The sequence below is a fragment of the Priestia sp. P5_B4 genome (assembly GCF_056400385.1).
In genome coordinates this window covers 1-1,337 of record NZ_JBFULJ010000980.1, presented here as the reverse complement: position 1 = coordinate 1,337, position 1,337 = coordinate 1, and the positions used below count along the sequence as shown (strand labels likewise).

Genomic DNA, 1,337 nt, shown 5'->3' with positions numbered 1-1,337 from the left:
AAACATTATTACTCTATGTTTATTTATACTTGGAATTGTTTTTCTCTAACTAATACTTACTAAAAAATAATAATAAAAACAGAACGAAGACTTCTTATAAATTAAGAAGTCTTCGTTCTGTTTGATCTTTCCAACTCTTGTTCCTTGCGTYTATCGTACTTTTGAATATCTCCAACGTGTTTTAATTTAATATTGATATTGTCTGATATATAGGTAGTTCAAAAGGGTACGCCCTTTTGGACGCAAGAAAAACGAATGAGAAAACGTCTATTTGTCGTCACCTAGAGTAAATAGTAAAGCTATATTTTTTAGAATAAAGTTTATATATTTACTCTTTCATGCGAAATAAGTTTTTACTGTATTTTTGATTAAATTTACCTTATCAATCTTTAATAACTTCCCTTAGTTTCTTCTGACTAAATCGAAGGAAGCGTATACTTTTAAAATGGTTCTCATCTATTTCATTTGGTTTGTTATCTATTGAACTATAAAAACCAGTTACTCCATTAGGAAAATGCATTAAGTAAATAACTCCTTTCAAAATGCTTAGATACATGTATTTTAAATCTATAAAGCATTCAATTCTAGCTACCATAAGGTCGTTTTCTAGAAAATAAAAAGCTGAAAGAGCCCCATCGTTGGTCTTTCAGCTTTTACTTTTATTAACTAAGTCAATATCCAAGGAACGTAACATATAAATACCGTTTCTTCTAATTCTGGTCGTGCAGTAGCTTCTTCATGAAAAAAGTAACCATGTTTATATACTAAACCTAGCCTTTTCTCGCTTAAAAAATTAAGTATTCCACCTGCTGCTTTATTTCTMCAAAGATGTAATTCCTCATTTTTTAAATAATCAACTATTAAATTTTTAGAAATGTCTTCTTCAGAAAATAAAATAACTGTATCTAAACTTTCAATTAGATATCTATTTACTAACCGCATTGCTTCAATACTATTATCAAACTTGTAGTCCCACTTATAAGCACCTACTTTGGATGCTGGCTCATACTTAGCTAAAAACCATTTTTTATTTACATTCATCTCTATATTTTCCTTTATAACCTTTATGTTTTGCCATCTAAATAGACTAAATCACAGGTTTATTCTATTTTAATTATATATCAAAATTGAGTTGGGAAACTTGAATATCATATACAAAGTTAGTTAACATAATCACTATTTCCGGAAAACATGTGAAAAACGATCCCTTGATAATCAAGGGATCGTTCACTTTTTGTTTTTCTTTTTTATCTTTGAAATACCATTGGTTATTGTACATTTTTATCACTTCTAGCTTAAACGAGATTGTAAAAGATCGTCCTTAGTGACCCATAAAA

General features: G+C 28.5%; 1 protein-coding gene. It reads right to left on the bottom strand.

All coding sequences use genetic code 11. The annotated features are described in order from the left end of the window. Positions 1-666: 666 nt before the first annotated feature. Positions 667-1,041 (bottom strand): hypothetical protein, encoded by a 375-nt coding sequence (locus tag AC1DRF_RS28055; RefSeq protein WP_477742316.1) that lies wholly within the window; start codon positions 1,039-1,041, stop codon positions 667-669. Between the last annotated feature and the right edge of the window lie 296 nt (positions 1,042-1,337).